Origin of the sequence: Pseudomonas sp. CFBP 13719, assembly GCF_014842095.1 — a bacterium.
In the GTDB taxonomy this organism is placed as follows: Bacteria; Pseudomonadota; Gammaproteobacteria; order Pseudomonadales; family Pseudomonadaceae; genus Aquipseudomonas.
Genome location: NZ_JACYVB010000008.1, coordinates 212216 through 234569, shown reverse-complemented (window position 1 = coordinate 234569; position 22354 = coordinate 212216). Strand labels below are relative to the sequence as shown.

20 protein-coding genes are annotated in these 22354 nt (G+C 62.5%); 15 read left to right on the top strand and 5 right to left on the bottom strand.

Translation table 11 applies throughout. The features are described 5' to 3' along the window. Positions 1 to 61: 61 nt before the first annotated feature. Entirely contained in the window at positions 62 to 1072 is a 1011-nt protein-coding gene (locus IFT57_RS22355) for a GlxA family transcriptional regulator (protein WP_192152697.1), read from the bottom strand. A gap of 225 nt (positions 1073 to 1297) precedes the next feature. Here IFT57_RS22355 and IFT57_RS22350 point away from each other — a divergent pair, with 225 nt between their 5' ends. From IFT57_RS22350 to IFT57_RS22315, 8 genes are all read left to right on the top strand, one after another. Next, positions 1298 to 2944 (top strand): Na+/H+ antiporter, encoded by a 1647-nt coding sequence (locus IFT57_RS22350; protein WP_192152696.1) that lies wholly within the window; start codon positions 1298 to 1300, stop codon positions 2942 to 2944. Between the two features lie 131 nt (positions 2945 to 3075). Further along, positions 3076 to 3945: a LysR family transcriptional regulator gene (locus IFT57_RS22345; RefSeq protein ID WP_192152695.1), complete on the top strand. Its 870-nt coding sequence runs from the start codon at positions 3076 to 3078 to the stop codon at positions 3943 to 3945. 151 nt (positions 3946 to 4096) lie between these two features. Continuing rightward, positions 4097 to 5173 carry a putative 2-aminoethylphosphonate ABC transporter ATP-binding protein gene (locus IFT57_RS22340; RefSeq protein WP_192152694.1) on the top strand — a complete coding sequence of 359 codons (1077 nt, stop codon included), beginning with the start codon at positions 4097 to 4099 and terminating at the stop codon, positions 5171 to 5173. Between the two features lies 1 nt (position 5174). Beyond that, positions 5175 to 6899, top strand: coding sequence for a putative 2-aminoethylphosphonate ABC transporter permease subunit (locus tag IFT57_RS22335; protein ID WP_192152693.1), 1725 nt, complete (start codon positions 5175 to 5177; stop codon positions 6897 to 6899). A 15-nt stretch (positions 6900 to 6914) separates the two neighbouring features. After that, entirely contained in the window at positions 6915 to 7742 is an 828-nt protein-coding gene (gene phnX / locus IFT57_RS22330; protein WP_192152692.1) for a phosphonoacetaldehyde hydrolase, read from the top strand. A gap of 55 nt (positions 7743 to 7797) precedes the next feature. Continuing rightward, positions 7798 to 8808, top strand: a complete 1011-nt coding sequence (locus IFT57_RS22325) for a putative 2-aminoethylphosphonate ABC transporter substrate-binding protein (protein ID WP_192152691.1) — start codon at positions 7798 to 7800, stop codon at positions 8806 to 8808. Positions 8809 to 8820: 12 nt separating this feature from the next. Next, a complete protein-coding gene (locus IFT57_RS22320; RefSeq protein ID WP_192152690.1) occupies positions 8821 to 9960 on the top strand; it encodes a TIGR03364 family FAD-dependent oxidoreductase in 1140 nt (379 codons plus the stop codon). 107 nt (positions 9961 to 10067) lie between these two features. Further along, positions 10068 to 10397 carry a hypothetical protein gene (locus tag IFT57_RS22315; RefSeq protein ID WP_192152689.1) on the top strand — a complete coding sequence of 110 codons (330 nt, stop codon included), beginning with the start codon at positions 10068 to 10070 and terminating at the stop codon, positions 10395 to 10397. On the opposite strand, the gene IFT57_RS22310 is transcribed toward IFT57_RS22315, so the two are convergent. The 4 genes from IFT57_RS22310 to map all read right to left on the bottom strand — a co-directional run bounded on the left by IFT57_RS22310 (position 10394) and on the right by map (position 15931). Next, a complete protein-coding gene (locus IFT57_RS22310; protein ID WP_192152688.1) occupies positions 10394 to 11128 on the bottom strand; it encodes a M12 family metallopeptidase in 735 nt (244 codons plus the stop codon). The genes IFT57_RS22315 and IFT57_RS22310 overlap by 4 nt on opposite strands. Before the next feature lie 66 nt (positions 11129 to 11194). Beyond that, the gene (gene dapC, locus IFT57_RS22305; RefSeq protein WP_122795113.1) at positions 11195 to 12391 is read right to left on the bottom strand and encodes a succinyldiaminopimelate transaminase; all 1197 of its coding nucleotides are present in this window, start codon (positions 12389 to 12391) and stop codon (positions 11195 to 11197) included. 1 nt (position 12392) lies between these two features. Continuing rightward, positions 12393 to 15095, bottom strand: a complete 2703-nt coding sequence (locus tag IFT57_RS22300) for a [protein-PII] uridylyltransferase (RefSeq protein ID WP_192152687.1) — start codon at positions 15093 to 15095, stop codon at positions 12393 to 12395. Between the two features lie 53 nt (positions 15096 to 15148). Further along, positions 15149 to 15931: a type I methionyl aminopeptidase gene (gene map, locus IFT57_RS22295; protein WP_122476589.1), complete on the bottom strand. Its 783-nt coding sequence runs from the start codon at positions 15929 to 15931 to the stop codon at positions 15149 to 15151. A gap of 345 nt (positions 15932 to 16276) precedes the next feature. Here map and rpsB point away from each other — a divergent pair, with 345 nt between their 5' ends. From rpsB to ispC, 7 genes are all read left to right on the top strand, one after another. Then, complete coding sequence (gene rpsB / locus IFT57_RS22290; protein ID WP_049862289.1) at positions 16277 to 17017, top strand: 30S ribosomal protein S2; 741 nt, start codon at positions 16277 to 16279, stop codon at positions 17015 to 17017. A 179-nt stretch (positions 17018 to 17196) separates the two neighbouring features. After that, entirely contained in the window at positions 17197 to 18069 is an 873-nt protein-coding gene (gene tsf / locus IFT57_RS22285) for a translation elongation factor Ts (RefSeq protein WP_122476588.1), read from the top strand. A gap of 192 nt (positions 18070 to 18261) precedes the next feature. Continuing rightward, the gene (pyrH, locus tag IFT57_RS22280) at positions 18262 to 19005 is read left to right on the top strand and encodes a UMP kinase (RefSeq protein WP_049862287.1); all 744 of its coding nucleotides are present in this window, start codon (positions 18262 to 18264) and stop codon (positions 19003 to 19005) included. Continuing rightward, the gene (gene frr / locus IFT57_RS22275; RefSeq protein WP_122476572.1) at positions 19002 to 19559 is read left to right on the top strand and encodes a ribosome recycling factor; all 558 of its coding nucleotides are present in this window, start codon (positions 19002 to 19004) and stop codon (positions 19557 to 19559) included. The genes pyrH and frr overlap by 4 nt, the downstream gene beginning before the upstream one ends. A 16-nt stretch (positions 19560 to 19575) precedes the next feature. Beyond that, positions 19576 to 20331 (top strand): polyprenyl diphosphate synthase, encoded by a 756-nt coding sequence (uppS, locus tag IFT57_RS22270; RefSeq protein ID WP_122476571.1) that lies wholly within the window; start codon positions 19576 to 19578, stop codon positions 20329 to 20331. Further along, the gene (locus tag IFT57_RS22265; RefSeq protein WP_192152686.1) at positions 20331 to 21146 is read left to right on the top strand and encodes a phosphatidate cytidylyltransferase; all 816 of its coding nucleotides are present in this window, start codon (positions 20331 to 20333) and stop codon (positions 21144 to 21146) included. The genes uppS and IFT57_RS22265 overlap by 1 nt, the downstream gene beginning before the upstream one ends. Then, entirely contained in the window at positions 21143 to 22333 is a 1191-nt protein-coding gene (gene ispC / locus IFT57_RS22260; RefSeq protein WP_192152685.1) for a 1-deoxy-D-xylulose-5-phosphate reductoisomerase, read from the top strand. The genes IFT57_RS22265 and ispC overlap by 4 nt, the downstream gene beginning before the upstream one ends. The last annotated feature ends 21 nt before the right edge of the window (positions 22334 to 22354 follow it).

Below are 22354 nucleotides of genomic sequence, written 5' to 3'. Positions count from 1 at the left end.
GCCCCCTCGGCCCTATCCCAGGGTCGGGGGTAGCCCGTACCCGGTCAGGATACGGACGGCGTCACACTTCATAGCGCTGTTCCCTGGAAGGCGGGTAGCCAAAGAAGCTTCGATAGCACTTGCTGAAGTGAGGGCCGGAAACGAAACCGCATGCGATCGCCACTTCGGTGATCGGCATGCTCGAGTTCTGAATGAGCCGGCGTGCTTCGGTGATGCGCAGGCGCAAGTAGTAGCGCTGCGGTGTGGTGGACAGTTGCTCGCGGAACAGGCGCTGCACCTGTCGTCTGGACAGGTGGACACAGGCGGCCAGTTGTTCCGGATCCAACGATTCTTCCAGGTTCGTCTGCATCAACTGGATGATCTCGCGCAACGGCCCGCTCAGATGCTGCTGCCGACCCAGATCGACCGTGCGTGAGCGGGGCTGGTCGTAGTTGAGCAGGTCGGCGATCGCCTCGGCCAGTGCCTGCCCGCACTGTTTCTTGAGCCAGTTCACCATGACGTGATAGGCGCCAGTGGGCGTGGCGGCCGTGAGCCTGTCACGGTCGATGACGGCCACCTCGGTAGTCACGCTGGCGTAGGGCGAGCGTTCGGACAGCGCAGTGCGTTGCTCCGGGTGAATGGCACAGCGATACCCATCCAGCAGACCGGCTTTCCCCAGGTACCAGGCGCCGTTCCAGAGCCCGCCGAGCGCCACCGGCGTCCTCGCCAGCTTCTTCAACAACACCGTCAGCCAAGGTGGAGCGATTCGCGTGGTGCGCAGACCGCCACACACGATCAACACATCCAGTTCCGCCATTCGCACGTCGGTAAGGGGGGTGTCCGGTCGGATCGGTATGCCCAGGTCGCTGACCACCTCGGTGCCGTTGCCCGAGAACGTCCGCGTTTTCACCGCGCCCGGCCTGATCATGTTGGCGGTCGAGAGAACCGCCAGCGCCTGAGTGAAGCAGGGCAGGGAGAAGCCGTCGAGCAGCAGAAAGCCAATCACGCAGACCTCGTGATTCGCCCATTGCAGCACCGGGGCGTGCGGATCGGGAAACGTTGCCGTCGATGAGTGTGCGGTGTCTGGCAACATGGCTGCTTGATCCTGACGGGTGTATCCAGTCTACGGGCAAGCCCATGGCGCAAGAATCTACATTTTCACCGGGCTTAGGATGATCCAGGGTTATCAGCGCCGGGCCACTCGACTGACGTTGCCGACCCGCTCTACCGACGAGTCGCATTGTGTCATGTCATGCGCCGACCCTGCGTAAGCCGGTACCATGGCCACTGTCTGTCGATTCAAAGGAAATCCTGCCCCATGCAAACCGCCTACACCGTGCTGATCCTGCTCATGCTGGTCGGCGTTTCGCGGTTGGTCGCCCGCGTCATTCCCCTGCCATTGCCCCTGCTGCAGATTGCCGCCGGCGCCATCCTCGCCTGGCCGACCCTGGGCCTGCACGTGGCACTGGAGCCTGAACTGTTCCTGTTTCTGTTCCTGCCGCCCCTGCTGTTCTCCGATGGTTGGCGCATCCCCAAGCGTGACCTGTGGCATTACCGCGGCCCCGTGCTGATGCTGGCCGTGGGGCTGGTGCTGTTCACGGTGCTGGGCGCCGGGTACTTCATCCATTGGCTGCTGCCCGACATTCCCCTGCCGGTGGCGTTTGCTTTGGCCGCCGTGCTGTCACCTACCGATGCGGTAGCAGTGTCGGCGATCGCCCAGGACCGTTTGCCAACGCCTCTGATGCGTATCCTGCAAGGCGAGGCATTGATGAACGATGCATCGGGCCTGGTGACGTTCAAGTTTGCCCTGGCCGCGGCGATCACCGGGGTGTTCTCCCTGGCCGATGCCAGCGTCACGTTCGTTCTGGTCGCGGTCGGTGGCCTGGCATTGGGCGTGCTGCTGAGCTGGGTGGTAGGGCGCCTGCGCGTGTGGATGATCGCCCGTGGCTGGGACGATCCAGCCACGCACGTGGTGTTCATGCTGCTGCTGCCGTTCGCCGCCTATGTGCTGGCCGAGCGCCTGGGAGCTTCGGGGATCCTCAGTGCAGTGGCCGCCGGCATGATGCAGAGCTGGCTCGATCTGCTGCCTCGGCAGACGCGCACGCGCATCCTCAACCGCAGCGTCTGGGCTCTGCTGGAGTTCGCCTTCAACGGTTTGATCTTCCTGCTGCTGGGTCTGCAGTTGCCGGACATCGTCAAGGCGGTGATCAGCCACGAACCCACGCTGTGGCCAGCCTTGTCGTGGCGCTGCCTGGAAGTGCTGGCAATCTTCGGCATCCTGCTGTTGCTGCGCTTCGTCTGGGTCCAGAGCACCTGGCGTGCGATATCGTGGGTACGCCGCCTGCGCGGCAAGACCACAATCACCCGCCTGCCCGACGCACGCTCCTGCGCCTTGCTGACCCTGGGCGGCGTGCGTGGCGCGGTGACCTTGGCCGGTGTCATGTCGGTGCCCTTGCTGATGGCGCCCGGCCAGGCCTTTCCCCAGCGCGACCTGCTGATCTTCATCGCCGCCGGTGTCATCCTGCTCTCGCTGGTAGTGGCCTGCATCACTTTGCCGCTGCTGCTGCGCGGGGTCGCCGCCAGCGATGACCAGAGTGCTCGCCAGGAAGTGCGTGATGCCTGGCGCTACACCGCCGAATCGGCCATCCGTTCGCTGGAAGAGGAAGACCAGGCGCAGAAGGCCACCGAGCAGGACGCCAGCCAGGCCGCACTGGCAACCGAGCTCAAGGCGCGCATCATGTCCGAATACCGGCAGCAGCTGGCGGTGTTCGAAGACTCCGCCGAAGCCCAGGCGCTGGCCCGGCAGATGGACCAACTGGAACGCCACCTGCGCATCAAGGCCCTGCGTGCGCAGCGCCTGGCGTTGTATGAAATGCGCCGACAACGCAAGATCGGCGACGACGCCGTGCGCGAAGTGCTGGCCGAACTGGACATGAACGAGGCGAATCTGGGCCATGGGCGCTGAGCGATGGCTGCAGGGTCGAGCCGCCGCTGCGGTGTAACCTCGAAGTCCGGACCTGGCCATCAACAGAACCCGGGGCCATGTCACCCTGCGGACAACCCAATCTCGCTGCATTGCAAGGAACCCGGCCACTCATGCTCAGTGCAGAACTCAAGGCTTTCTACACCGTCGCGCTTCTAGGCAGCGTCACCCAGGCCGCCAAGAAGCTTGGCTTGAGCCAGCCGACGGTCACCACGCAGATTCGGCAATTGGAGAGCCGTTACGCAGTGGAATTGTTCTATCGGGGAGGGCGTCGTTTGACCGTCAGCGACGAGGGCGCTCGACTGTTGCCGAAGGTCAAGGCGCTGTTGCAGCACGAGGCAGATATCGAGTTTCATTTGCGAAACTGCGGCCAGGCCCTTGGCGCACTGAGGATCGGAGCGACGGCGCCTTACTATATCCTCGATCTCATCAAGTCATTCCGCGAGCGGCTGCCACACATCGATGTGTCGGTGCAGATCGGCAACTCCCAGGACGTACTAGAGGCGCTCGAAGACTACCGGGTCGACCTGGCGGCCTCCTCGCAATGGCTCGACGACCCTCGCCTGATGCACCTCGTGCTGGGCACCGATCCTTTGGTACTGGCCGTCCACAAGCAGCACCCGCTGGCCGTGCATGAGTGTGTACCGCCCAGCGCGCTGGCGGGGCAATGCCTGTTGATGCGCGAACATGGCTCGACCACCAGAACCCTGACCGAGCAATTCCTGAACAGCCATCAGGTTCGCCCAGGCATCGAGCTGGAAATCGGCAGCCGGGAATCCATCCGCGAAGCCGTTCTGCGCAATATCGGCGTGAGCCTGATCGCTCGCCAGGAAGTGCCCGTCAACCCGGATCTGCGGATCATTGCGATAGAAGGCGCGCCGCAGATCGCCGAGTACCTGTATTGCCTCAAGGACCGCAGGCAGGCCCGTTTGCCAGCGGCTTTTCTCGACGTCGCTCGCGACAGCGTCGCGCGTCAGACGTAGCCGTTCTGAAGACTGGGCAAATTCACCAATATGACTATCGCCAGCTTTTGGCTATCTGCCACATCGTCGTCGCAATAACGCCCTAGCATTGCCTCATCGACACGCGCCGCGCTTCACAGACGGCTCGTGCTCCACTTGATGAGGTGCCGCCATGCTCCGTTCCAGCCCCACTGATGAAGCCTGTCCAGGCGTGCCGATACGGATTGCCGGCCTGCGCAAGAACTTCGGCGCGTTCAAGGCGCTGGACGACGTATCCCTGCAGATCTCGCCGGGCGAACTGGTATGTCTGCTCGGCCCGTCGGGGTGCGGCAAGACCACGTTGTTGCGATGCATCGCAGGGCTGGAACAGCAGAATCGCGGGGCCATCTACATGGGCTCCAGGGATGTCTCCAACCTGCCGCCTCAGGCCAGGGACTATGGCATCGTGTTTCAGTCGTACGCGTTGTTCCCCAATCTCACCGTCGAGCAAAACATCGGCTACGGCCTCGCCGGCAGCGCGCGCGATATCGTTCGTCAGCGGGTCGCTGCCATGCTCGAGCTGGTAGGGCTGACCGGCAGCGAGAAAAAGTATCCGGGCCAGCTTTCCGGCGGCCAGCAGCAGCGCGTCGCACTGGCGCGTGCGCTGGCCCCCGCGCCGTCGTTGCTGTTGCTGGACGAACCGATGTCTGCGCTCGACGCCCAGGTGCGCGAACACCTGTGCACCGAGCTGCGCACGCTGCAGCAGCGGCTTGGCATTACCACCCTGATGGTTACGCATAATCAGGAAGAAGCCATGCTGATGGCTGATCGGATTGCGGTGATGAACCAGGGGCGCATCGAGCAGTACGCCAGCCCGCAATCGATCTATGAAACCCCCGAGACGCCGTTTGTGGCCAATTTCGTGGGGCAGGGCAACTGGCTGGCTTTCGAAGGCAATGGCAATGGTCATGCGCAAGTCGGCGCACTGCAATTGCGCCTGGCCGATGCCGTTGCGCCCCGCTGCGTCGGGCGCCTGTTCTGCCGTCCCGAGTCGATCTGCGTGAACCCTCGGCACTCGGAGGAAAACCTGTTCGCGGCGCAGATGCAGGACGTGACCTTTCTCGGCAACCGGTGCCGAATGAGCTTCGAATTCGACGAACTGCCGGGCCAATCGCTGACCGCTGAAATCAGCGCGCGTCAGCTGCCACCTTCGGGCACGCGGCATATTCAGGTGGCATTGCCGCCACACAGCTTGCAGGTGTTTGCCTGAGATGCTTACCGCCAAGCTGTCACTGAGTGGCAAAGGTCATGCACGCCGGGTTCAGCGCGCCGACCTGGGCGACCGGGTATTCGTCGTCGGTGGCAAAGTGCTGTTCTTGCTGCTCCTGGTGATAGCGCTGCTCTCGCCATTGCTGGCGATCTTCTGGCGCGGGTTCAGCGACGATGCAGGGCAGGGCGGTGGGCTGATCGCAGCCCGAGAACTGCTGGGCAGCGACAATTTTCACTGGTTGCTGGGTAACAGCCTGCGCGTTTCGGTCAGCGTTGCACTCATCGTGGTCCCCCTGGCCTACCTGTTCGCCTACGCGCTGCAACGCACCCTGATTCCTGCCAAGGGCCTGTGGCGTGGGATATCCCTGCTGCCACTGCTGGCGCCTTCGATGCTGCCCGCCATCGCGCTGATCTACCTGTTCGGTAACCAGGGGCTGCTGCGCGGCCTGTTCACCGACAACATCTACGGGTTCTGGGGCATCGTCATCGGCGAGGTGATCTACACGTTTCCGCACGCCCTGATGATCCTGGTCTCAGCGCTCTCGATGAGCGACGCACGCCTGTTCGACGCGGCCTCGAGCATGGGTGCCAGTCCCTGGCGGTCATTCCACAGCATCACCTGGTCCGCGACGCGGCAAGCAGTGTTCGCCGCGTTCTGCCTGGTGTTCACCCTGACCATCACTGATTTCGGTGTGCCCGTGATCGTCGGCGGGGACTATCAGGTCCTGGCCATCGAAGCCTACAAGGCGGTGGTGGGTCAGCAACAGTTCGGCCGTGGGGCGCTGATCGGCATGGTGCTACTGGTGCCGGCGCTGATCAGCTTTTCAATGGATGCCTGGTTGCGCCGCCGCCAACGTTCCTCCATGAGTGGCCGGGCGCAGGTACTCACGCCCCAGCCCTCGCGAGGGCGGGACGGCTGCTACCTGTTGATCGTGGTGCTTATCTGCGGCTGCCTGCTGGCGGTGCTGGGCATGGCGGTGTTTTCTTCCCTGGTGAAGTTCTGGCCCTACAACCTTTCGTTGTCGCTCAAGCACTACCTGTTCAGTGAGACCGCAGGCGGGGGATGGCTGGCCTATCGCAACAGCCTGGTACTGGCGAGCTGCAGCGCGGTGGTGGGGAGCGCGCTGATCTTCACCGGTGCCTATCTGATGGAGAAAACCCATGGGCAACCCGCCTTCAACCTGGCCCTGCGCATACTCACCTTCATCCCCATGGCCGTGCCGGGCCTGGTACTGGGCCTGGGCTATGTCTTCTTCTTCAACCTGCCGGACAACCCGTTGCACAGCCTCTATGGAAGCATGGCGCTGCTGGTGATCTGCACCATCGCTCATTACCTGACGACCGCGCACATGACGGCAACGACCGCTCTGCGCCAACTGGACAGTGAATTCGAGGCGGCCGCACGGTCCCTCAAGGCTCCCCTGTATCGGCACTACCTGCGCGTCACACTGCCGATTTGCCTGCCCGCGCTGCTGGACATCATTCGCTACTTGTTCGTCTCGGCAATGACCACCGTTTCCGCGGCCATCTTTCTCTACTCGCCAGACAGCATTCTCGCGGCGGTGGCCGTACTGAACATGGACGACGCAGGCAATGTCGGCGGGGCCGCCGCCATGTCGACGCTGATCCTGTTCACTTCGGCTGCCGTTTCCCTTCTGCTCGCCTGGGTCTCGCGCGGCTTGCTGCGACGTTCACAAGCCTGGCGCCAGAGCACGCCTACCTGCTGATTTTCGGAGAACACCATGCACTATCAAGCCCCTGCCAGACTGCAAGCGGCCATTCTCGACTGGGCCGGCACCGTCGTCGATTTCGGCTCTTTCGCACCCACCCGAATCTTTGTGGAAGCCTTCGCCACGTTCGATATCGAACTGAGCCTGGATGAAGCTCGTGGCCCCATGGGCATGGGCAAGTGGGACCACATTCGCAGCCTGTGCGACCAGCCGCAGATCGCGGCGCGCTTCGAGCAACGTTTTGCCAGGCAACCGAGCGACGCGGACGTAACGGCCATCTACGAACGCTTCATGCCGCTGCAGATTGCCAATGTAGGCAAACACAGCGCGCTCATCCCCGGTGCGCTGTCGGCCATCGAGCACATGCGTCAGGCCGGACTCAAGATCGGCACCACCTCCGGATACCCTCGACAGGTCATGGACCACGTCGTGGCACTCGCCGCAGTGGCCGGCTATCAGCCCGATCATGTGGTGGCCGCCGATGACCTGCCCACCGGCCGCCCCGGCCCCGCCCAGGCGTTGGCCAATGTCATCGCGCTGGGCATCGGTGACGTCGCCGCCTGCGTGAAGGTCGACGACACCTTGCCGGGTATTCTCGAAGGCCGCAGCGCAGGGATGTGGACGGTCGGGCTGCGCTTTTCCGGCAATTTTCTCGGCCTGGACCACTCGGCCTTCCAGGCGCTCACACCCTCCGAGCTCGATCGGCAGAGGCTGCGCATCGATGCCCTGTTCGCCCCGGTACGCCCCGATTACCTGGCCGACACCATCGCCGATCTGCCAGCGATCATCGATCGGATCAACGCACGCATGGCTCGTGGCGAAACGCCCGGCAGCCATTGATAGAACCTGTTCGGCCAACCGATACCGCCTTGTCCACTTCACTCAGGATCAAACCATGTTCAAGCCCCTTGCCTTCACTGCAGTGTTCGCAGGCTTCAGCCTTCACGCCAGTGCCGCTACCGAGCTCACCGTGTACACCGCACTGGAAGCCGAGCAGCTGCAGACCTATGAAAAAGCGTTCGAGAAAGCCAACCCGGATATCGACATCAAATGGGTGAGGGATTCGACCGGCATCATCACGGCCAAACTGCTGGCCGAAAAAGCTCGCCCGCAAGCCGACGCAGTGTGGGGTCTGGCTGCCTCGAGCCTGGCAATACTCGATCAGCAAGAGATGCTCGAAGCCTATGCCCCCAAGGATCTGCCCAAGATCGGCGCCAAGTACCGCGACCCGGCCAATCCGCCGGCCTGGGTTGGCATGGATGTCTGGGCCGCCACCATCTGTTTCAACACCATCGAAGCCGAGAAGCAGAACCTGCCGCGCCCAGTGAGCTGGCAAGATCTGACCAACCCGGTCTATCGCGGCAAGATCGTGATGCCCAACCCGGCCTCGTCCGGTACGGGCTTTCTGGACGTCAGCGCCTGGCTGCAAACCTTTGGCGAGGCACAGGGCTGGACCTACATGGACGCGCTGCACCAGAACATCGGGCAGTACGTCCACTCCGGTTCGAAGCCCTGCAAGATGGCCGCAGCGGGTGAGTTTCCCATCGGCATTTCATTCGAATACCCGGCGGTACAGCTCAAACGTCAGGGTGCGCCACTGGACATCATCCTGCCTAAGGAAGGCCTTGGCTGGGAGATCGAAGCGACTGCCGTGATCAAGGGCACCGCTCATCCCGAGTCCGCCAAGCGCCTGGCTGATTTCTCCGCCAGCGCGGCCGGCATGGAACTGTACAAGCAGAACTTCGCGGTGCTGGCCCAGGAAGGCCTGGCCAAGCCTCCCACCGAGCTGCCTGCCGACTACGAGCAGCGCCTGATCAAGAATGACTTCGCCTGGGCCTCGAAAGAGCGCGACAACATTCTGGCCGAATGGCGCAAACGCTATGACGGCAAATCGGCCAAGCCGTAGGGAGTGTGTCGAATGAATCGGTTTGAAAGTGATTTGCTGGTGGTGGGTGCGGGTATTCTCGGGCTTTCCCACGCCTATGCGGCGGCCAGGCGTGGCCTGAAAGTGCGGGTTTTCGAGCGTTCGGCGAGCCCGATCGGCGCGTCGGTACGCAACTTCGGTCAAGCCCTGGTGACCGGTCAGCCACCCGGCATCATGCTCGACCTGGCCAAAGCCAGCCGCGGTATCTGGGCCAACTGGAGCGCCCAGTCGGGCTTCGAGCTCAAGCGCAACGGCTCGCTGTTGTTCGCCCGAACCGAAGCGGAGGAAAACCTGCTGGAAGCATTCAGTACCGAACGTGCCAAGCAGCATGACTACCGGGTCGAGCTGTTGCGCGGCAAGCCGCTGGACGATTTGTACGGCGGGCAATTCAGCCATCATCGCGCGGCCTTGCACGGCATTGACGACCAGCAGCTCTATTCGCGCGAAGCCATACCCAGGCTGATTGACTATCTGCAGCGCGAACTGGGCGTCGAGTTTCACTTCTCGACATTGGTCAACGGCGTCGAACCCGGCAAGCTACAGAGCACCGCTGGCCCCTTTCGCGGCCAACAGGTGGTGGTGTGCTCCGGCCACGACTACCTGACCCTGCTCGCCGAACCCATGGCTGCGCTCAAGCCCCAGGTATGCCGTCTACAGATGCTCCGCGCTCGGCCCGCGTCGAACCTGAACCTGCAGCACTCGGTACTGACCGGTCTGAGTTGCGTTCACTACGGGGCTTTCACCGATCTGCCCGAAGCGGCTGCCATCCGCCACGAAATCGAGCGCGACAGTCCGCACCTCGAAGCACACGGCATTCACTTGCTGATCAGTCCGACGCCCTACGGTGACCTGATCATCGGCGATTCCCATGAATACGGTGCGGACGCCTCGCCGTTCAATACCGAGCAGGTCGATGAATGGATGCTGGAGCTGGCACAGGACACCCTGGGCTGCAACATTCAGGTAATGGAGCGCTGGCAAGGTGTCTATGGTGCCAAGGGGCCCCAGCCGTTTTCCCGCTTGAACATCGCGCCAGGCTTGAGTGCGACGCTGATGCACAGCGGGGTGGGCATGAGCGTCGGACCGGCCCTGGGCGAGCAGGCGGTGGCGGACATGTTTGGGGCGTTCGCCTGATCTGAGGCAGCCGTTGGACAGGTTATCGATGCGCTTTCAGGGATTGAACACGCGGCCGGTTCTGTGTACTGTATATGTATACAGTAACTCATGTGAGGTCACGTTCCATGCGCCGATTATCCAAACTGTGGACTGCCGTTGGTAGCGCTGTACCCGTGGTCGTTGGCTCGGCGCTGGGCGGGCTGGGCCTGGTTGACCTCAATACCCTGCTGGCTATCGCGCTCGTACCGCAGGTCGTGTTTCTCGTGATCGGCGAGTGGCCCGATTTCCAGCGGACCCGCAACCAGCAGGCATGGGCGCAAGAGGAGTTCGCGCATCTACCGCGTTATACGGTGCGCCCGGTGGTGCGTCGACATCGGCTCATGCGCAGCGAGGCCATGAATGAAGCGCTGGCCGAGTTCGACGTCAACGAAGCCAGCCTTGGTCATGCCCGCTAGGCCATGGCCTTGGGGTAGGTGCGCCGGGCAAACCTTCGGTCGCAGCGGCTCAAGGTATGATTGATGCCCACTTCCCAGTCGCCCACCGTCTGCTCCTGCAGCACCGAGTAATGCATGATCGACGCGCGGTCATAGGCAGTACCCTTGACCAGTGCCTTGTCGGTCTTGTCCAGTAGGTTGATGTCCACGGTCTCTTGATCGACACCCTTGGTGGCAAAGTACGCATACAGCTTGGGGATGTCCCAAGGGATGTTTGCCTTGGGGTGCTGATGCTCGTGCAGCAACCCAAGCACGTGGCCGAACTCATGCAACACGGTACGCCCGAACAGCGGATCGTCCGGTTTGACCCCCAAGGCCATGGTTGCATCCATCGGACTGGCCAGCAGCGCATCGGTGCCGACCTGACTGTAGTTGTCGTCGCCGTCGGTATAGATGCGGACGTCGGCAAACATGCCGTCGACGAAATCGAATTTCAGGTTGGCCGAGCGCAGCCACTGTCGCGCCACGTTCTCGATGGCTGCCTTGTGCTCGGTGGGGGTGTCATTGAAAAAGCCGATGGTCAGTGTGCGGCCGGGTGCCCAGAATTTCGAGAACTGACCCAGGGCGCGCCTGGAGCGTCCGTTCGCCGAGACGCTCAGCGCATTGGTCGGGCGTTCGGCCAGGGCTACGCGGCGTGATGCCTCGAAGTCCAGTACAGGCAGGGTCTTGCAGAACAGGGGATTGCACATCATCGATGACTCCTTGAAAAGAGCCATCGATGATGTCGTTCAAACGCCGTGCAATAGCGTAGCTATGTGTTATCGACGCTCGAGAAAGCCCCGGATGCGCTGGGCGGCTTCGACACACTCGCTCAGCGGCGCAACCAGCGCCATGCGCACGCGTCCGGCGCCTGGGTTGAGCCCATCGACGTCGCGCGACAGATAGGAGCCCGGTACGACCGTGACGTGTTCCTGCTCGAACAGCTCGCGGCAGAACTGCGCGTCGTCCATGGGCACCTTGGCCCACAGGTAGAAGCTGCCGTCGGGACGCTTGACGTCCATCACCGGCGCGAGGATATCCAGCACGGCATCGAATTTTTCCCGGTACAGGTCACGGTTTGCCAGTACGTGGGCCTCGTCTTTCCAGGCGGCGATGCTGGCCAGCTGGGTCTGCACGGGCATCGCACAGCCATGATAGGTGCGGTACAGCAGGAAGGCCTTGAGGATGTCGGCGTCGCCCGCCACGAAGCCCGAGCGCAAGCCCGGCAGGTTGGAGCGCTTGGACAGGCTGTGGAACACCACGCAACGCTTGAAATCGCTGCGCCCCAGCTCGGCACAGGCGGTCAGCAGGCCGGGCGGTGGCGCGTCTTCGTCGAAGTACAGCTCGCTGTAGCACTCGTCGGCAGCGATCACGAAGTCATGCTCGTCCGCCAGGGCGATGAGTTTCTTCAAGATCGGCATCGGTACCAGGGCACCGGTCGGGTTGCCGGGCGAGCACAGGAACAGGATCTGGCAGCGCTGCCAGACCTGGGCCGGTACCGCGTCGAAATCCGGGTTGAAGCCGTTCTGGTCCAGGCAAGGCAGGTAATGCGGGGTGGTACCGGCGAGCAGGGCGGCGCCTTCGTAGATCTGGTAGAACGGATTGGGGCTGACCACCAGCCCGTCGACGTCACGCTGTGCAACGGTTTGAGTGAAGGCAAACAGCGCCTCGCGGGTGCCGTTGACCGGCAATACGTGGCGCGCCGGATCGAGCCAGCCCGCCGGGACCTGGAAGCGTCGTTCGCACCACGCGGCGATGGCTTCGCGCAGTGCCGCAATGCCTTGGGTGGTCGGGTACACCGCCATCTGGTCGAGATTGTCGGCCAGGGCTTGCTTCACGAACGCCGGCGAGGCGTGCTTGGGTTCGCCGATGGACAGGGCGATCGGACGTTTGTCCGCAGCGGCCGTGACGCCAGCCAGCAAGGCGCGCAGTTTCTCGAAAGGGTAGGGCTGCAGCTGGTTCAACGCGTGGTTCATATCAAATGCTCAAACGGGACAGCTCGACGCCGGGCGCCTGGCTGACACTGAGTTGGTCGATGATGGTGGCCTGCAGCCGACTGCACAGTTGCGGGTCGGACAGGGGCAGATTGTTCGCATCGGTAATGAAGAACACGTCTTCCACGCGTTCGCCCAGCGTGGAAACCTTGGCGTTCTGCAACGACAGGTCGAATTCCAGGAAGATCTTGCCGATGCGTGCCAGCAGGCCGGGCCTGTCGGGCGCGCTCAGCTCCAGAATGGTCACCGGACGCTGGGCATCGTTCTGGATGGTGACCTGCGGGGGGAACGCGAAGTGCTTGAGCTGACGCGGCACGCGGCGATGAATGATGTTGGGGTAGTCATCGGGGTTGCGCAGCGCATCGCTGAGGCCCTGGCGAATCTGCGCGATACGGCGCGGGTCGTTGCCGATCGAGCCGCCGTCGTTGTCCAGAACGATGTAGGTATCGAGCGTGAACTGGCTGCTGGAGGTAATGATGCGGGCGTCATGGATGTTCAGGTTGAGCTGGTCCATGGCCGCCACCGTCACCGCGAAGAAATCATGCTGGTCGGGCGCATAGATGAAGATCTGCGTGCCGCCTTCGAATTCGCGCTGGGTGGTCTCCTTGATCAGCACCAACGGGTCGCCATTGGCGGGCTGCTGCAGGATGGCATCGGTATGCCAGGCCACGTCACCGGCATTGTGTCGCAGGAAATAGTCGTCGCCCAGCTGGGACCAGAGCTGTTCGATGTCGTCCTGATCGGTGCCGCCGCGTACCAGTATCTCCAGCGCCGCGCTTTGCGTGCGACGAATCTGTTCTTCGCGATCCAGCGGGTTCTCCAGGCCACGACGCAGTGCGCGCTTGGTCTCGGTATACAGCTGGCGCAGCAGACTCGCACGCCAGGAGTTCCACAGGCTGGGATTGGTCGCGTTGATGTCGGCCACGGTAAGCACGTAGAGGTAGTCCAGGTGCACCTCGTCGCCTACCTGCTGGGCGAAGTCATGGATGACCTGCGGGTCGGACAGGTCCTTGCGCTGCGCGGTGGTCGACATCACCAGATGGTTCTGCACCAGCCAGACGATCAGGCGGCTGTCCCAGGCAGGCAACTGGTGGCGCTGGCAGAACTGCGCGGCATCCACGGCGCCGAGCTCGGAATGGTCGCCGTTGCGGCCTTTGCCGATGTCATGATAAAGCCCGGCGAGGTAGATGAGCTCCGGCTTGGGCAGGCGCTCCATGACCTTGCTGGCCAGCGGAAATTTCTCCGAAACCTGGGTGTACTGCAGCTTGCGCAGGTGCTTGATCAGGTTGAGCGTGTGCGCATCGACCGTATAGATGTGGAACAGGTCGTGTTGCATCTGGCCGATGATATCGCCGAACTCGGGCAGGTAGCGGCCCAGGATGCCGTAGCGATTCATGCGGCGCAGGTTGCGGTGAATGCCGACCTCGCACTTGAACAGCTCGATGAACAGGCTGGTGTTGCGGATATCGTTGCGGAAGGTGTCGTCGATCAGGTGGCGATGCTCGCGCAGCAGGCGGATGGTGTCCGCGCGCACGCCCTTGATCTCCGGGTTCTGCGCCATCAGCACGAAGATTTCCAGCATGGCGAACGGGGTGCGCTTGAACACCTGGGTGTGAGTGGCCTCGATGTAGCCATCGTGCAGCTGGAAGCGCGAATTGATCGGCACCGTTGAGCCGGCTTCGGGGTCGCCGAGAATCACTTCCTCGAAATGCTGGATGATCAGGTCGCTGAGCTCGGCGATGCTCATCACCACGCGGTAGTACTTCTGCATGAACCGCTCGATGGCCAGTTTCGCATCGCTGTCCTTGTAGCCCAGCAAGCCGGCGATGGAGCGTTGGTGATCGAACAGCAGGCGATCTTCCGCGCGCCCGGCAAGCATGTGCAGGGCGTAGCGCACCTTCCAGAGAAATTCCTGGGAAGAAGCCAGCAGGTTGTTTTCACTCTCCACCAGGAAGCCTTCCCCGGCCAGCGCGTGCAGGTTCAGCGTGCCGAACTGGCGGCGCGCCACCCACAGCAGGGTCTGGATGTCGCGCAGGCCACCGGGGGAGCCCTTGACGTTGGGTTCCAGGTTGTACTCGGTGTCGTTGTACTTGTGGTGGCGAGCGTTCTGCTCGGCGCGCTTGGCCAGGAAGAACTCGCGGCTGGGCCACATCCGCTCGGTGCTGGTGACCTCGAGCATGCGCTTGCGCAGCCGTTCCGGGCCGGCGATGGTGCGGCTTTCCATCAGGTTGGTGATGACCGTGATGTCGGCGCGCGCCTGCTCGGCGCATTCATCTATGGAGCGCACGCTCTGGCCCACTTCCAGGCCGATGTCCCACAGCAGTGTGAGAAAACGCTCGATCGAATCGCGGAAGATCTCGTAGTCGGCGCTCTCGAGCAGAATCATCAGGTCGATGTCGGAGTAGGGGTGCAGCTCGCCGCGGCCGTAGCCGCCCACGGCGACCAGGGCGATGTCGGCATCCTCGTCCCAGTCGAACTGGCTCCACGCCCGCTCCAGGATGTTGTCGACGAACCAGGCACGGTCTTCGATCAGCCGGCGAATGTCACGGCCGTTGCGAAAACGCTCGTCGAGCACATCGTGAGCCTGGCGAATCGCCTTCTTGAAGGCTGCGATAGGGCTGGCCTTGAGCGCCAGTTCGGCCTGAAACTGGCCGCGATCGAACAACTCCGGATCCACCTGCGGCATGTCGTATTCCTGAAGAGATTAGTGGCCTGAACGGGTTGCCCGCACGCGTGGCATCACGCCGAGACGCGGGGGATGGTGTCGTCGCTGCGCAAGGTGAAGATTTCGTAGCCGCTGGCGGTCACCACCAGGGTGTGCTCCCACTGCGCGGACAGCTTGCGATCCTTGGTAATGGCCGTCCAGCCATCGCCCAGCACCTTGGTGTCGGCCTTGCCCTGGTTGATCATCGGCTCGATGGTAAAGGTCATGCCTTCCTTGAGCTCCATGCCGGTACCGGCACGCCCGTAGTGCAGCACCTGCGGTTCTTCGTGAAACACCTTGCCGATGCCGTGGCCGCAGAATTCGCGGACCACGGAAAAACCGTTCTTCTCGGCGTGCTTCTGGATGACTTCGCCGATGTCGCCCAGGCGGCATCCTGGCTTGACCAACTCGATGGCCTTGTACAGGCATTCCTGGGTCACCTGCGACAGGCGCTCGGCCCACACCGGCACGCTGCCGACGTGGAACATGCGGCTGGTGTCGCCGTGGTAGCCGTCCTTGATCACGGTGACGTCGATGTTCAGCACGTCGCCATTCTTCAGCGGCTTGTCATTGGGAATGCCGTGGCAGACCACATGGTTGATCGAGGTGCAGATCGACTTGGGGTAGCCCTTGTAGTTGAGCGGGGCAGGGATGGCCTGCTGCTCGTTGACGATGTAGTCGTGGCACAGGCGGTCGAGTTCTTCGGTAGTGACACCGGGCTTGACGTGAGGCGCGATCATCTCCAGCACATCGGCCGCCAGGCGGCCGGCAATTCGCATCTTCTCGATGTCTTCGGGGGTCTTGATGGTAACGGTCATTCGGGGCTCTCTGAGCGCTTGCGCGCGTTCGCAGGCTGAAATCGAGGCGATTCTACCAGAGCCGCTGCGGACTGCCGCGCGGCGCTGGCGGCGCCTCTATATAAGAGGTGATGGCGCGCATTGTCGCGCGAATCAGGCAGCGGCGCAAAAGCCGTTGTGCATCGACGCTATTTCAGGTTTCTATATCGGGGCGGCTATGGTATAAAATGCGCCGCTTTCCGGGGATGCCCTGGAAGCAACCAAACCCACACACGTGTCGACACGATGACCTGGGTGCCGGAGGTTATGCCGCCGGTTGGTCATTGGGATACGTGGAGGCTTAACCCGACTTATCAAGGAACTATCATGTCCCAAGTCAACATGCGCGATATGCTGAAGGCCGGTGTGCACTTCGGTCACCAAACCCGTTACTGGAATCCGAAAATGGGTAAGTACATTTTCGGCGCGCGTAACAAGATCCACATCATCAACCTCGAAAAAACCCTGCCGATGTTCAACGAAGCACTGACCTTCGTAGAGCGCCTGGCCCAGGGCAAGAACAAGATCCTGTTCGTCGGCACCAAGCGTTCCGCCGGCAAGATCGTGGCCGAGGAAGCAGCACGTTGCGGCTCGCCGTACGTCGACCATCGCTGGTTGGGCGGCATGCTGACCAACTTCAAGACCATCCGTGCTTCGATCAAGCGTCTGCGCGACCTGGAAACCCAGGCCGAAGATGGCACTTTCACCAAGCTGACCAAGAAAGAAGCGCTGATGCGCACCCGTGATCTGGAAAAACTGGATCGCAGCCTGGGTGGTATCAAGGACATGGGCGGCCTGCCTGACGCACTGTTCGTCATCGACGTCGACCACGAGCGCATCGCGATCACCGAAGCCAACAAGCTGGGTATCCCGGTCATCGGCGTCGTCGACACCAACAGCAGCCCTGAAGGCGTCGACTACATCATCCCAGGCAACGATGACGCCATTCGCGCCATCCAGCTGTACATGGGTTCGATGGCCGACGCGGTCATCCGTGGTCGCAACCACGTTGCTGGCGGTACTGAAGAATACGTTCAGGACGCACCTGCCGCAGCGGTAGAAGGCTGAGTCTAGACGCCCAGCGTTTACTCGGTACGCAAAAAGGGGGCTAGGCCCCCTTTTTGCCACCTCGAGAACCATTGCCGGCATCGTCACCGCTCCAATTGTAAAGAGCCGCTGGCAAGGTCAAGAATTGAGCGCCCGTTAACGGGTGGAATGGTTAGACACCTATCCAAGAGGAATTTGAAATGGCAGAGATTACTGCAGCGTTGGTCAAAGAACTGCGCGAGCGTACCGGCGAAGGCATGATGGATTGCAAAAAGGCCTTGACCAAGGCCGGCGGCGACATCGAAAAAGCCATCGACGACATGCGTGCTTCCGGCGCCATCAAGGCCGCCAAGAAAGCAGGCAACGTTGCTGCCGAAGGCGCCATCGCCGTCAAGGTTGCTGCCGACAACAAATCCGCAGTCATCCTGGAAGTCAACTCGCAGACCGACTTCCTGGCTCTGCAGGACGACTTCAAGAACTTCGTCGCCGCCAGCGTGGAAAAGGCTTTCGCCGACCAGCTGACCGACGCTGCTCCGCTGATCGCCGCTCAAGAGCCAGCGCGTGAAGCCCTGGTCGGCAAGGTTGGCGAGAACGTCAACATCCGCCGTCTGGTGCGCGTGGAAGGCGACGTTGTCGATGCCTACCTGCACGGCAACAAGATCGGTGTCATCGTTGCCCTGAACGGCGGCAACGCCGAACTGGCTCGCGACATCGCCATGCACGTTGCCGCCAGCAACCCGGAATTCCTGCTGCCATCGCAGGTTTCGGCCGAGGCCATCGAGCGCGAGAAGGGCGTCTTCATGAGCCTCAACGAAGACAAGATCAAAGGCAAGCCAGCCGAGATCGTCGAGAAAATGGTTGCCGGTCGTATCAGCAAGTTCCTTGCCGAAGCCAGCCTGGTCGAGCAGGCGTTCGTCAAGAATCCTGAAGTCAAGGTCGGTGACCTGGCCAAGAAAGCCGGTGCTGAAATCGTTTCGTTCACCTACTTCAAGGTAGGCGAAGGCATCGAGAAGCCTGTCGACAACTTCGCTGACGAAGTTGCCGCACAAGTGGCCGCTGCCAGCAAGCAATAAGACGGATTCGTCCTGTTGCCCCAAAGAGGCTGCCCGCTTACGCGCGCAGCCTCTTTTTCAAAGTTGGTGCCCGGATTTAGCCGCTTACAAGGCGCAGGTCCGGTGGTACTGTCGCAGTGCCGCAAGCTAGAGTTAGGCGTGCCGTACACCGGCCCGTCCAGAATTTATTAAACGCCGCAGGAGAGACACGCAATGGCTCAGCAGGTGAGTGGTCGTCAACCTCGCTATAAACGCATTTTGCTCAAACTTAGCGGCGAGGCCCTGATGGGGTCCGAAGATTTCGGGATCGACCCGAAAGTGCTGGACCGCATGGCCCTCGAAGTGGGCCAGTTGGTAGGTATCGGCGTGCAGGTGGGCCTGGTCATCGGCGGTGGCAACCTGTTCCGCGGTGCCGCCCTGAGCGCAGCCGGCATGGACCGTGTCACCGGCGACCACATGGGCATGCTGGCGACCGTGATGAACGCCCTGGCCATGCGCGATGCGCTGGAACGCTCCAACATCGCCGCGATCGTCATGTCGGCCATCTCGATGGTCGGCGTGACCGACCATTACGATCGCCGCAAGGGTATTCGTCACCTCAATTCCGGCGATGTGGTAATTTTCGCCGCCGGCACCGGCAACCCGTTCTTCACCACCGACTCCGCAGCCTGCCTGCGCGCCATCGAGATCGATGCCGACGTGGTGCTCAAGGCGACCAAGGTCGACGGTGTCTACACGGCCGATCCGTTCAAGGATCCGCATGCTGAGAAATTCGACCGCCTGACGTACGATGAAGTACTGGATCGCAAGCTGGGCGTGATGGACCTGACCGCCATCTGCCTGTGCCGCGATCACAAGATGCCGTTGCGGGTATTCAACATGAACAAGCCTGGCGCTCTGCTGAACATCGTAGTGGGCGGCGCCGAAGGAACTCTGATCGAGGAAGGCGAAGTATGATCAACGAAATCAAGAAAGACGCGCAGGCGCGCATGCAGAAATCCCTGGAGTCGCTGCAGCACGCGTTCGGTCGTATCCGTACCGGCAAGGCGCACCCCAGCATTCTGGAAGGCGTTCAGGTCCCTTACTACGGTGCCGATACCCCTATCAACCAGGTCGCCAGCATCAGCGTGAAAGATTCGCGCACCCTGCAGGTTGTCGCGTTCGAGCGCAATATGCTCGGCGCGGTCGACAAGGCCATCGGTGCCGCCGGCCTCAACCTCAACCCGACCAACCTGGGCGAGTTGCTGCTGATCTCCATGCCTGCGCTGACCGAAGAAACCCGCAAGGGCTTCACCAAGCAGGCGCGTGACGCTGCCGAAGACGCCCGCGTGGCCGTGCGCAACATTCGCCGTGACGCACTGAGTCAGTACAAGGATCTGGTCAAGGAAAAGGAAATCAGCGAAGACGAAGAACGTCGCGCCGCCGATGACATCCAGAAGCTGACCGACAAGTTCGTCGCGGACATCGAAACGGCCGTGAAGCAGAAAGAAGCGGACCTGATGGCCGTTTAAGGAATTAGTCCGTCTCATGGAAAAGACCAAGTTGGCTGTACCTTCCACGGTACCGCGGCATGTTGCGATCATCATGGATGGCAACAATCGCTGGGCCAAGAAACGTTTGCTGCCCGGTGTCGCTGGGCACAAGGCCGGTGTGGATGCTGTGCGCGCGGTCATCGAGGTGTGTGCCGAGGCCAAGGTCGAGGTACTGACCTTGTTCGCCTTTTCCAGCGAGAACTGGCAGCGCCCGGCCGACGAGGTCGGGGCGTTGATGGAGCTGTTCTTCAGTGCACTGCGCCGCGAGGCGCGGCGGCTGAACGACAACCGCATCAGCTTGCGGATCATCGGCGACCGTTCGCGGTTCCATCCCGACCTGCAGGCCGCCATGCGCGAGGCCGAAGCGGCCACGGCCGGCAACGACCGCTTTGTCCTGCAGATCGCCGCCAACTACGGCGGCCAGTGGGACATTGCCCAGGCCGCGCAGCGTCTTGCCCGCGAAGTGCAGGCCGGTCACCTGAAGCCGGAAGAGATTACCCCCGACCTGCTGCAGACCTGTCTGGCCACCGGTGACCTGCCCTTGCCGGATCTGTGCATCCGAACCGGCGGCGAGCATCGCATCAGCAACTTCCTGCTGTGGCAACTGGCCTACGCCGAGCTGTATTTTTCCGACCTGTTCTGGCCGGATTTCAAACACGAGGCCATGCGCACGGCGCTGGCCGATTTCGCTTCGCGCCAGCGCCGGTTCGGTAAAACGAGCGAGCAGGTCGAAGCCGGAGCCCGTGCTTAATGCTTAAACAACGCATCATCACTGCGCTGATTCTCCTGCCCATTGCCCTGTGCGGTTTCTTCCTGCTCGAAGGCGCAGGGTTCGCCCTGTTCATCGGCCTGGTGGTTACCTTGGGCGCGTGGGAGTGGGCGCGGCTGGCCGGGTTCGAAAAACAGTCGGCGCGCATTGCCTTCGCCGCCGTGGTAGCGGGTCTGTTGTTCTTCCTCTACCTGACGCCGGGCCTGGCGCCGTTCGTGCTCGGCGCGGCGGTGCTGTGGTGGTGCCTGGCCACGTTCCTGGTGCTGACCTACCCCCGCACCAGTGAGCATTGGGCCAGCCTTGCCTGCAAGCTGCTCATCGGCCTGCTGATCCTGCTGCCGGCCTGGCAAGGGCTGGTGCTGCTCAAGGGCTGGCCGCTGGGCAACTGGCTGATCATGACCGTCATGGTGCTGGTGTGGGGTGCCGACATCGGCGCCTATTTCACCGGCAAGGCCCTGGGCAAGCGCAAGCTGGCGCCCCAGGTCAGCCCCGGCAAGAGCTGGGAAGGTTTCCATGGCGGGCTGGTGACCAGCCTGCTGATCACCCTGGCCATCGGCCTGGTGCGCGACTGGGGAATCGGCCAGATGCTCGCGGGCCTGATCGGCGCGGCGATCGTGGTGGCCATCTCGGTCGTCGGTGATCTGACCGAAAGCATGTTCAAGCGTCGCTCCGGCATCAAGGACAGCAGCAACCTGCTGCCCGGCCATGGCGGTGTGCTTGATCGCATCGACAGTCTGACCGCGGCGGTACCGGTGTTCGCCGTGCTGCTGTGGGCTGCCGGCTGGGGCGTGATGTGAGCGGCGTGCAGCGCGTTACCGTGCTGGGCGCGACCGGCTCCATCGGCCTGAGCACGCTCGACGTGATCGCCCGGCATCCTGACCGTTACAGCGCATTCGCCCTCAGCGGCTTCTCGCGCATGGACGAGCTGTTGGCACTGTGCCTCGTGCATCGTCCGGTGTTTGCCGTGGTGCCCAGTCAGGAGCGTGCCAGCGCCTTGCAGCAGGCATTGCGCCAGGCCGGCTCGCGCACCGAAGTGCTGGTAGGTGAAGAAGGGCTGTGCCAGGTGGCCGCTGCACCGGAGGTGGATGCCGTGATGGCGGCCATTGTCGGTGCCGCCGGGCTGCGCCCGACCTTGGCCGCGGTCCATGCTGGCAAGAAAGTACTGCTGGCCAACAAGGAAGCACTGGTGATGTCGGGCGCGCTGTTCATGCAGGCCGTGCGCGACAGCGGTGCCGTGGTGCTGCCGATCGACAGCGAACACAACGCGATTTTCCAGTGCATGCCCGGTGATTTCGAGCGTGGCCTGGGTAATGTCGGCGTGCGTCGGATACTGCTGACTGCGTCGGGTGGCCCGTTTCGACAGACGCCGCTGGAAGAATTGGAACAGGTCACGCCGCAGCAGGCGTGCGCTCATCCCAACTGGTCGATGGGACGCAAGATTTCCGTCGACTCGGCCAGCATGATGAACAAGGGCCTGGAGCTGATCGAAGCATGCTGGCTGTTCGACGCGCGACCCGCGCAGATCGAAGTGGTCGTGCACCCGCAGAGCGTGATCCATTCCCTGGTCGACTATGTCGACGGCTCGGTGCTGGCGCAGTTGGGCAACCCCGATATGCGCACGCCGATTGCCCATGCCATGGCCTGGCCGCAACGTGTCGATTCGGGTGTGGCACCCCTGGACCTGTTCGCCATCGCGCGGCTCGATTTCGAAGCGCCCGATGAACAGCGCTTTCCTTGCCTGCGCCTGGCTCGGCAGGCAGCGGAGGCGGGCGACAGCGCCCCCGCCATGCTCAACGCGGCGAACGAAATCGCGGTGGCGGCGTTCCTCGAGCGTCGCATACGCTACCCGCAGATCCCGCGTATGATCGAGGACGTCCTCAATCGGGAACCGGTGGTCGCGCTGGATACGCTCGACACGGTCTTCGCCGCGGACGCTCGCGCGCGGGATCTGGCCCAGCAATGGTTGAACCAGCACGGGGGCTGACCCCTGCATGGCCGTAGTTCG

Bases quoted from the DNA above. Each gene is read 5' to 3' on its own strand.
- IFT57_RS22355 (WP_192152697.1), bottom strand. From the start codon at position 1,072: ATGTTGCCAGACACCGCACACTCATCGACGGCAACGTTTCCCGATCCG.
- IFT57_RS22350 (WP_192152696.1), top strand. From the start codon at position 1,298: ATGCAAACCGCCTACACCGTGCTGATCCTGCTCATGCTGGTCGGCGTT.
- IFT57_RS22345 (WP_192152695.1), top strand. From the start codon at position 3,076: ATGCTCAGTGCAGAACTCAAGGCTTTCTACACCGTCGCGCTTCTAGGC.
- IFT57_RS22340 (WP_192152694.1), top strand. From the start codon at position 4,097: ATGCTCCGTTCCAGCCCCACTGATGAAGCCTGTCCAGGCGTGCCGATA.
- IFT57_RS22335 (WP_192152693.1), top strand. From the start codon at position 5,175: ATGCTTACCGCCAAGCTGTCACTGAGTGGCAAAGGTCATGCACGCCGG.
- phnX (WP_192152692.1), top strand. From the start codon at position 6,915: ATGCACTATCAAGCCCCTGCCAGACTGCAAGCGGCCATTCTCGACTGG.
- IFT57_RS22325 (WP_192152691.1), top strand. From the start codon at position 7,798: ATGTTCAAGCCCCTTGCCTTCACTGCAGTGTTCGCAGGCTTCAGCCTT.
- IFT57_RS22320 (WP_192152690.1), top strand. From the start codon at position 8,821: ATGAATCGGTTTGAAAGTGATTTGCTGGTGGTGGGTGCGGGTATTCTC.
- IFT57_RS22315 (WP_192152689.1), top strand. From the start codon at position 10,068: ATGCGCCGATTATCCAAACTGTGGACTGCCGTTGGTAGCGCTGTACCC.
- IFT57_RS22310 (WP_192152688.1), bottom strand. From the start codon at position 11,128: ATGATGTGCAATCCCCTGTTCTGCAAGACCCTGCCTGTACTGGACTTC.
- dapC (WP_122795113.1), bottom strand. From the start codon at position 12,391: ATGAACCACGCGTTGAACCAGCTGCAGCCCTACCCTTTCGAGAAACTG.
- IFT57_RS22300 (WP_192152687.1), bottom strand. From the start codon at position 15,095: ATGCCGCAGGTGGATCCGGAGTTGTTCGATCGCGGCCAGTTTCAGGCC.
- map (WP_122476589.1), bottom strand. From the start codon at position 15,931: ATGACCGTTACCATCAAGACCCCCGAAGACATCGAGAAGATGCGAATT.
- rpsB (WP_049862289.1), top strand. From the start codon at position 16,277: ATGTCCCAAGTCAACATGCGCGATATGCTGAAGGCCGGTGTGCACTTC.
- tsf (WP_122476588.1), top strand. From the start codon at position 17,197: ATGGCAGAGATTACTGCAGCGTTGGTCAAAGAACTGCGCGAGCGTACC.
- pyrH (WP_049862287.1), top strand. From the start codon at position 18,262: ATGGCTCAGCAGGTGAGTGGTCGTCAACCTCGCTATAAACGCATTTTG.
- frr (WP_122476572.1), top strand. From the start codon at position 19,002: ATGATCAACGAAATCAAGAAAGACGCGCAGGCGCGCATGCAGAAATCC.
- uppS (WP_122476571.1), top strand. From the start codon at position 19,576: ATGGAAAAGACCAAGTTGGCTGTACCTTCCACGGTACCGCGGCATGTT.
- IFT57_RS22265 (WP_192152686.1), top strand. From the start codon at position 20,331: ATGCTTAAACAACGCATCATCACTGCGCTGATTCTCCTGCCCATTGCC.